Origin of the sequence: Paenibacillus darwinianus, from assembly GCF_000598065.1 — a bacterium.
GTDB lineage: Bacteria > Bacillota > Bacilli > Paenibacillales > Paenibacillaceae > Paenibacillus_I > Paenibacillus_I darwinianus.
In genome coordinates this window covers 5,179-12,555 of record NZ_KK082173.1, presented here as the reverse complement: position 1 = coordinate 12,555, position 7,377 = coordinate 5,179, and the positions used below count along the sequence as shown (strand labels likewise).

Below are 7,377 nucleotides of genomic sequence, written 5' to 3'. Positions count from 1 at the left end.
CACCATTCCGCCGCCGCCGCCGTACGGATAATCGTCCACCGTATTATGCTTGTTATTCGCATAATCGCGGAAATTTACGGCGCGCAAACGGGCGATGCCCTTGTCCCGGGCTTTGCCTAGCATGCTTGCGCCGAACACGCCGTCAAACATTTCCGGGAACAGCGTGAGCACATCGATATGCATCGATCAGATCAACCCTTCCATCAACCGGACGGTTACCAGCTTGTCCTTTACATTCACGTCCAGCACGACGTCGTCAATGACGGGCAGCAGTACCTGCTTTCCGTGAGGGCGATCGACGACCCATACGTGATTGGCGCCCGGGCTCAGCACTTCCGAGATCACGCCCAGCTCCTCGCCCTCCTCCGTGACGACGCGGCAGCCGACGATCTCGTGATAATAATATTCGCCTTCCTCAAGCGGGGCGAGCTCGGTTTCCGTCACCTTGATATCCCAGCCTTTGTAGCGTTCAACCTCATTAATGTTGTCACAGCCTTTCAGCCTGACCACGTACGTCCCTTTTTGCTCGCGCGCGCTGACGACTTCCACCGTAGCGGTTGCCGGAGACTGCGGGTCATGCAGCGTCAATTTGCTGCCGGGCGCAAACCGGACGTCGGGAAAATCAGTGAACGACAACATTTTTACCTCGCCGCGAATGCCGTGCGTATTGACAAGCTTGCCCACCGTAAACCATTTGTCCGACACGGCCAGCCCTCCTTATCCACCTTCAATATATACGAAAAAGGGTTAGGACATTCATCCCAACCCTTGCCCGTCTGAACGTTCAAGAAACAATATCCACGATGATGCGGCGTCTGTCCTTCGGCGCCGCAGACGAAACGACGGTTCGGAGCGCTTTGGCGATGCGGCCCTGCTTCCCGATCACTTTGCCGATGTCCTCGGGGTGAACAGATAGCGAGTAGACCGTGCCGCGCGGCTCCTCCCGCATGTCGACGCGGACTTCTTCCGGATGATCCACTAAAGCCCTAGCGATGACAAGAATTAATTCTTTCATTTCAAGGCCCTCCGCAGCTTAGCAATTATTTCTGTTGCTTCAGCTCATGGAACTTGGTGAGAACGCCGGCTTTGCTGAGCAGGTTGCGAACGGTATCGGAAGCTTGCGCTCCGGTTTGCAGCCATTTCAACGCTTTTTCTTCATCGATGTTAACTTGTGCCGGTTGAGCAACCGGGTTGTACGTACCGATTTCCTCGATGAAACGGCCGTCGCGCGGCGAACGGGAATCGGATACGACTACACGATAGAAAGGAGCCTTGTGAGCACCCATACGTTTCAGACGAATACGAACTGCCATGTTGATGATTCACCTCCTTCAAAAACTTTTCGTAAAATGCGGATCCCCGTGGCTGCCGAATGCTTTATCAACCGAACGGGAACTTCATGCCCCCTTTGCCGAGCATGCCCTTGAGCCCTTTCATGCCGCCCTTGGGGCCTTTGGGCCCCATCATCGACGAGAACTGCTTCATCATCTTCCGCATGTCGTCGAACTGCTTGATGAGCCGATTCACTTCGGCGACCGAAGTGCCGCTGCCTGCCGCAATGCGCTTGCGGCGGTTATGGTTGAGCAGCTCCGGCTTGCGCTTCTCCTCGGTGGTCATCGACCTGACGATCGCCTCAACCCGGTTGATCTGCTTCTCGTCAACCTTGACGTCCTTGAGGCCTTTCATCTTGCCGCCCATGCCGGGAAGCATGTCGAAAATTTGGTCGAGCGGGCCAAGCTTGCGAACCTGCGCCATCTGCTCGAGGAAATCCTCGAACGTGAATTCAGCGGTGCGCATTTTGCGCTCCATCTCGGCCGCCTGGTCGGCGTCGATGCCGGCCTGAGCCTTCTCGATCAGCGACAGCATATCGCCCATGCCAAGTATGCGGGAAGCCATCCGGTCGGGATGGAACGGCTCAAGCGAATCGATCTTTTCTCCCATGGCCGCGAACTTGATCGGACGGCCCGTAACGGCCTTGACCGAGAGCGCCGCGCCCCCGCGCGTGTCGCCGTCGAGCTTCGTGAGCACGACGCCCGTAAGCTCCAACTGTTCATCAAAGCTCTGCGCCACGTTCACCGCGTCCTGGCCGGTCATCGCGTCGACGACCAGCAGCACCTCGTCGGGCTTCGTCACCTCATGGATTTGCTTGAGCTCTTCCATTAGCGCTTCGTCGATGTGCAACCGGCCCGCCGTATCGATAATGACGTAATCGTTGCCGTTCGCTTTGGCCTGAGCAAGCGCTTGGCGTGCAATTTCAACCGGACTCGTCTGGTCGCCGAGCGAGAAGACGGGGGCCTGAATCTGCTCTCCGAGCACCTGCAGCTGCTTGATCGCCGCCGGCCGGTAAATGTCCGCCGCCACGAGCAGCGGCTTATGGTTGCTCTTCTGAAGCAACCGGGCCAGCTTGCCGGACGTCGTCGTCTTACCCGCGCCCTGCAGGCCCGCCATCATAATGACGGTCGGCGGCTTGTTTGCTTTCGCCAACTTGCTCGTCGTGCCGCCCATCAGCTCGGTCAGCTCTTTGTTGACGAGATCGATGATGACCATGCCGGGCGTGAAGCTCTTCACGACCTCCTGGCCGAGCGCACGCTCCTTTACCTTCGCCACAAAATCCTTGACGACCTTGAAGTTAACGTCGGCTTCGAGCAACGCCAGCCGAACCTCGCGCATCGCTTCGTTCACGTCGTCTTCGGATACTTTGCCTTTGCCTCTCAGCTTGCCGAACACGTTCTGCAATCGGCTTGTCAATCCTTCGAACGCTGCCATTGCCTTCACCTCCGAAACCTTTAGTTTATGAAGCAATCTCGAATGTTTGGGTGATGCCTGCTATTCCTGCTCAAGCGCCTTGCGCAAGCCGCGCGCGACGGCCTCCAGCTCCGGTACGGCCGAATGCTCCCTGGGGAGACTGACTACGGCTTGGTCCAGCTTGGTCAACCAGCTTTGCAGCAACTCATGCTTCGCCAGCAGCCCAAGCTTCGACTCGCAGCTCTCCAGCACGGTTTCCGCACGCTTGATATGTTCATAGACGGCTTGGCGGCTGACCTCGAACTCCGCCGCGATTTCGCCAAGGGAATAGTCGTCGTGAAAATAATATTTAAGGAACGTCCGCTGCTTGTCGGTCAAGAGCGGCTCGTAGAAATCGAACAATAAATTGATGCGGGTCGTCTTTGCCAGGGCGCCCGGCTCGCTCATCGCCACCGCAGGCCCCTCCTTTCGTCAAGGGACAAACCTTTACACCTGATCAACGTCCTTTATCATAGCCGATCACACCGCCCGGTGTCAAGCTATATTCCTTGTCAGATGGCGACGAGCCGCTCGAAGACGGTATATCTTCGATTTTGCGGCGCAGGCAAGGAGCGGCCGCTTCGGAACAAGCGGTTAACGGTCTACGCTTCGCTCGCCTGCTCTTCTTCCTTAGCAATCAGGCCCGCGAACAGCGCGTGCACGAACTGCTCGGAATCGAACGGTTCCAGATCGTCCATTTTCTCGCCGAGGCCGACGAATTTGACCGGCAGGTCGAGCTCGTTGCGGATGGCCACGACGATACCGCCTTTTGCCGTGCCGTCCAGCTTCGTGAGCACAAGGCCGGTTACGCCGCTTTTCTCGCCGAACAGCTTGGCCTGGCTGAGCGCATTTTGCCCGGTTGTGGCGTCCAGCACGAGCAGCACCTCATGCGGCGCGCTCGGTACCTCCCGCTGAATGACGCGGAAAATCTTGTTCAGCTCCTCCATCAGGTTCGATTTGTTCTGAAGCCGGCCCGCCGTGTCGCACAACAGCACGTCCACGCCGCGCTGCTTCGCCGCCTGAACCGCATCGAACATCACGGCTGCCGGATCGGAGCCCGCCGACTGCTTGATCACGTCCACGCCTACCCGCTGCCCCCATACCTCAAGCTGCTCGATCGCGCCGGCGCGGAACGTATCGCCCGCCGCGAGCAGCACGCTTTTGCCCTCGTTTTTGAAACGGTGCGCCAGCTTGCCGATCGTCGTCGTTTTGCCGACGCCGTTGACGCCTACGAACAGAATGACGGTCATTCCGCTCGCCGCCATATTGAGACCGGGGTTCTCGCCGCCGCGCAGCAAGCCTACAAGCTTCTCCGACAGTACCGGCTGCAGCTCGGCCGCATCCTCGATTTTACGCTTCTTCACTTCTGCGCGCAGCTGGTCGATCAGCTCCATGACGGTATTGACGCCGACATCGGCGCCGATCAGAATCTCCTCAAGCTCCTCGTAGAACGCCTCGTCGATTTTTTTGCGGCGGGTAATGAGCTCCTCCACCTTCTCGACGAACGCCGACCGGGTTTTGGTCAGACCATCCTTGAACTTGTTGGTGACCGCCTCGGTTTTGGATGAAATGCTTTCCTTCAATCTCTTAAAAAAGCTCACGTCAGGACTCTCCGCCTTTCCTCTATCTGGTTTCTTTGTTCCATTCGCGGCCAACTGCGCCCGCTGCAAGAAATCCTCTGTCGGGGACACTCGGCTTCAGGGCCGGCTGGCACCGGCAGCTCCAGGCGGCCTCCACCGCACCCTAACGCACATCATGTGACGGTTACCGGCTCCATTAGGCGGATACCGCTTCCTCGTCCTCCAGCCGCACCGACACCAGCTTCGACACGCCGCCTTCCTCCATCGTCACGCCGTACAGCACGTCGGCTTCCTCCATCGTGCCTTTGCGGTGGGTGACGACGATAAACTGCGTTCCCTCCGAGAATTCCCGCAAATACTGCGCAAAACGGGCAACGTTCGCCTCATCGAGCGCCGCTTCCACCTCGTCAAGCACGCAGAACGGCACCGGCTTCACCTGCAGGATGGCGAACAGCAGCGCCATCGCCGTCAACGCCCGCTCGCCGCCGGAGAGCAGCTGCAGGTTTTGCAGCTTTTTGCCGGGAGGCTGGGCGACGATATCGATGCCCGTCTCCAGCACCCTATCCGGATCGAGCATGAGCAGATCGGCCCGTCCGCCGCCGAAAAGCTTCGAGAACACATGGCCGAAATGGCCGCGAATTTGATCGAACGTGGACTTGAAGCGCTTGCCCATCTCATCGTCCATCTCGCGGATGACCTGGTACAGCGTCGTCTTCGCCTCGATGAGGTCGTTCTTCTGCGCATTCAGAAACTCGTAGCGCTCCTTCACCCGCTCGTATTCCTCGATGGCTCCGAGATTCACCTCGCCGAGAATCACAATCTGCCGCTTCAGATCGCGGACTTCGTTCTGCGTTCCGGCGATGTCCTCGGGCACCGGGTAACGCTCCTTCGCCAGCTCGAAGCTCAGCTCATATTCCTCGCTCAGCTTGCGCAGCAGGTTATCCAGCTCGACATCGAGCCGGTTGGCGGCGATCTCGGTTTGCCGGATCCGGTCCTCGACCTGCCGCAGCTGTGTCCGCTGCTCCTTCGTTTCACTCTCTTCCAGCTCGAGCAGCCGCACCTTCTCGGCTCGCGCCGCGCGCTTGAAATCGGTTTGCTCGGAGCATTCCTGCTTTTTCAGCCGGAAATGATTGAGTTCCTCCGTCTGCCTGACGATTTCCGCTTCAAGCCTCCGCCCTTCTTCCTCCTGCCCGGAAGCGAGGTCGCGGAATGACGCAAGCTCCTGCTTCGCCCGATTGATGTCCGCCCGCACGCGCGCCGCCTGATCCTCGAACGACTGTTTCTCCTGGTTGGTTTTGGCGACGGCGATTTTCAAGTCGGTCAGCTGCGTTTGCAACTCCTCCTTGGCCGACTCGCTCGCCTTCCGGCGGTTCTCCGCTTCGCGGATCGCCTGCTGCAGCCGGGCTTCCTCGACGGTCATGACGACCAGCCGCTCTTCCGCCGCCGCTTTCGCTAGGGACAGCTCCTCGCGCTCGCTGATCTGGCTGCTCCGGTCGTCCGTCGACAGCTGATGCTGCTCGCGCAGCCGGCGTTCCTCCTGCTCAGCCACCTGCAGGTCGGAGCGGAACTGCTGCTCCTCCATCCGCAGCTGCTCGACCTGCCCCCGGTACTCCTCGATGTTCTGGGAGCAGATCGACAGCTCCTTGCGCAGATCGTCCGCCCTGTCCTTCAGCTTGCCGAGCTGCGAGCCGGTTCCCTTGATCTCCTCATCCAGCTCCTCGATCTGGCGCTGGCGGCCGAGCAGATTGGCGCCTTTCTTCTGCAGGCTGCCGCCCGTCATCGAGCCGCCGGCATTAACCACGTCGCCCTCCAGCGTAACGACACGGAACCGGTATTGGCACTTCGCGGCGATCCGGTTCGCCTGCTCCAGCGTTTCGGCGAGCAGCACGTTCCCGAGCAGGTTGGCGACGATCGACGCATATTGCGGCTCGCTGTCGACCAGCTCCGCCGCAACGCCGACATAGCCGTCCGTACCGACGATATGGCGCTTCTCGCTCTCCGGCACACTGCGGCCCTTCATGACGTCCAGCGGCAGGAACGTCGCCCGTCCCAGCTGGCGCTGCTTCAGAAAAGCAATGCCCTGCCGCGCCGAGCGCTCGTCTTCCATCACGACATGCTGAAGCGCGCCGCCGAGCGCGGTTTCCACCGCAATTTCCAAATGCTCGGGAACGCGAATCAGCTCGGCGACCGCGCCGTGCACGCCGGATAAACCGCCGGCTCCGGCGCCTTTTCTCGACGCCTTGAGCACCTCGCGAACGCCTTGCATAAAGCCGTCCCCGTCATTCTGCATCTCTTTCATCGTATCGCGCCGCGACGTTAGGGCGTCGATCTTCTGCTCCCATTTGCGGACGGTCGTCTGCGCTTCCTCCAGAATGCCCTGAATCTTGCGCTGACGCTCGCTGTCGGCCGCATATTTATCTCTGACCGAAGCAAGCGCTCCGGTCGTTTCGTCGAGCTTCGCCTGCGCTTCCGTCCGGCGGGCGGTCAGCTCCTGGAGCTGCTCCGACCACTTGGCTTCCTCTTCGCTTCTCGCTCTCCGGCACACTGCGGCCCTTCATGACGTCCAGCGGCAGGAACGTCGCCCGTCCCAGCTGGCGCTGCTTCAGAAAAGCAATGCCCTGCCGCGCCGAGCGCTCGTCTTCCATCACGACATGCTGAAGCGCGCCGCCGAGCGCGGTTTCCACCGCAATTTCCAAATGCTCGGGAACGCGAATCAGCTCGGCGACCGCGCCGTGCACGCCGGATAAACCGCCGGCTCCGGCGCCTTTTCTCGACGCCTTGAGCACCTCGCGAACGCCTTGCATAAAGCCGTCCCCGTCATTCTGCATCTCTTTCATCGTATCGCGCCGCGACGTTAGGGCGTCGATCTTCTGCTCCCATTTGCGGACGGTCGTCTGCGCTTCCTCCAGAATGCCCTGAATCTTGCGCTGACGCTCGCTGTCGGCCGCATATTTATCTCTGACCGAAGCAAGCGCTCCGGTCGTTTCGTCGAGCTTCGCCTGCGCTTCCGTCC

Annotated in this window: 7 protein-coding genes and 2 pseudogenes; all 9 read right to left on the bottom strand. The window is 59.9% G+C overall.

Annotated elements, in window-relative coordinates; translation table 11 throughout:
- Nucleotides 1–183, bottom strand: a pseudogene (locus tag BG52_RS10440) (tRNA (guanosine(37)-N1)-methyltransferase TrmD); the annotation flags it as partial.
- 3 nt (nt 184–186) lie between these two features.
- Nucleotides 187–705 carry a ribosome maturation factor RimM gene (rimM, locus tag BG52_RS10435; protein ID WP_036583908.1) on the bottom strand — a complete coding sequence of 173 codons (519 nt, stop codon included), beginning with the start codon at nt 703–705 and terminating at the stop codon, nt 187–189.
- Nucleotides 706–784: 79 nt separating this feature from the next.
- Entirely contained in the window at nt 785–1,015 is a 231-nt protein-coding gene (locus BG52_RS10430; protein ID WP_036583905.1) for a KH domain-containing protein, read from the bottom strand.
- A 25-nt stretch (nt 1,016–1,040) separates the two neighbouring features.
- Nucleotides 1,041–1,313, bottom strand: a complete 273-nt coding sequence (rpsP, locus tag BG52_RS10425) for a 30S ribosomal protein S16 (protein ID WP_036583903.1) — start codon at nt 1,311–1,313, stop codon at nt 1,041–1,043.
- Nucleotides 1,314–1,380: 67 nt separating this feature from the next.
- The gene (gene ffh / locus BG52_RS10420) at nt 1,381–2,766 is read right to left on the bottom strand and encodes a signal recognition particle protein (protein ID WP_036583901.1); all 1,386 of its coding nucleotides are present in this window, start codon (nt 2,764–2,766) and stop codon (nt 1,381–1,383) included.
- Between the two features lie 60 nt (nt 2,767–2,826).
- Entirely contained in the window at nt 2,827–3,192 is a 366-nt protein-coding gene (gene ylxM / locus BG52_RS10415) for a YlxM family DNA-binding protein (protein ID WP_036583928.1), read from the bottom strand.
- 194 nt (nt 3,193–3,386) lie between these two features.
- The gene (gene ftsY / locus BG52_RS10410; RefSeq protein ID WP_036583898.1) at nt 3,387–4,385 is read right to left on the bottom strand and encodes a signal recognition particle-docking protein FtsY; all 999 of its coding nucleotides are present in this window, start codon (nt 4,383–4,385) and stop codon (nt 3,387–3,389) included.
- Nucleotides 4,386–4,560: 175 nt separating this feature from the next.
- Nucleotides 4,561–6,888: pseudogene (gene smc, locus BG52_RS10405) on the bottom strand (chromosome segregation protein SMC); the annotation flags it as partial.
- Entirely contained in the window at nt 6,779–7,168 is a 390-nt protein-coding gene (locus tag BG52_RS16490; protein ID WP_223298985.1) for a hypothetical protein, read from the bottom strand. The pseudogene smc and the gene BG52_RS16490, both read right to left, overlap by 110 nt.
- Between the last annotated feature and the right edge of the window lie 209 nt (nt 7,169–7,377).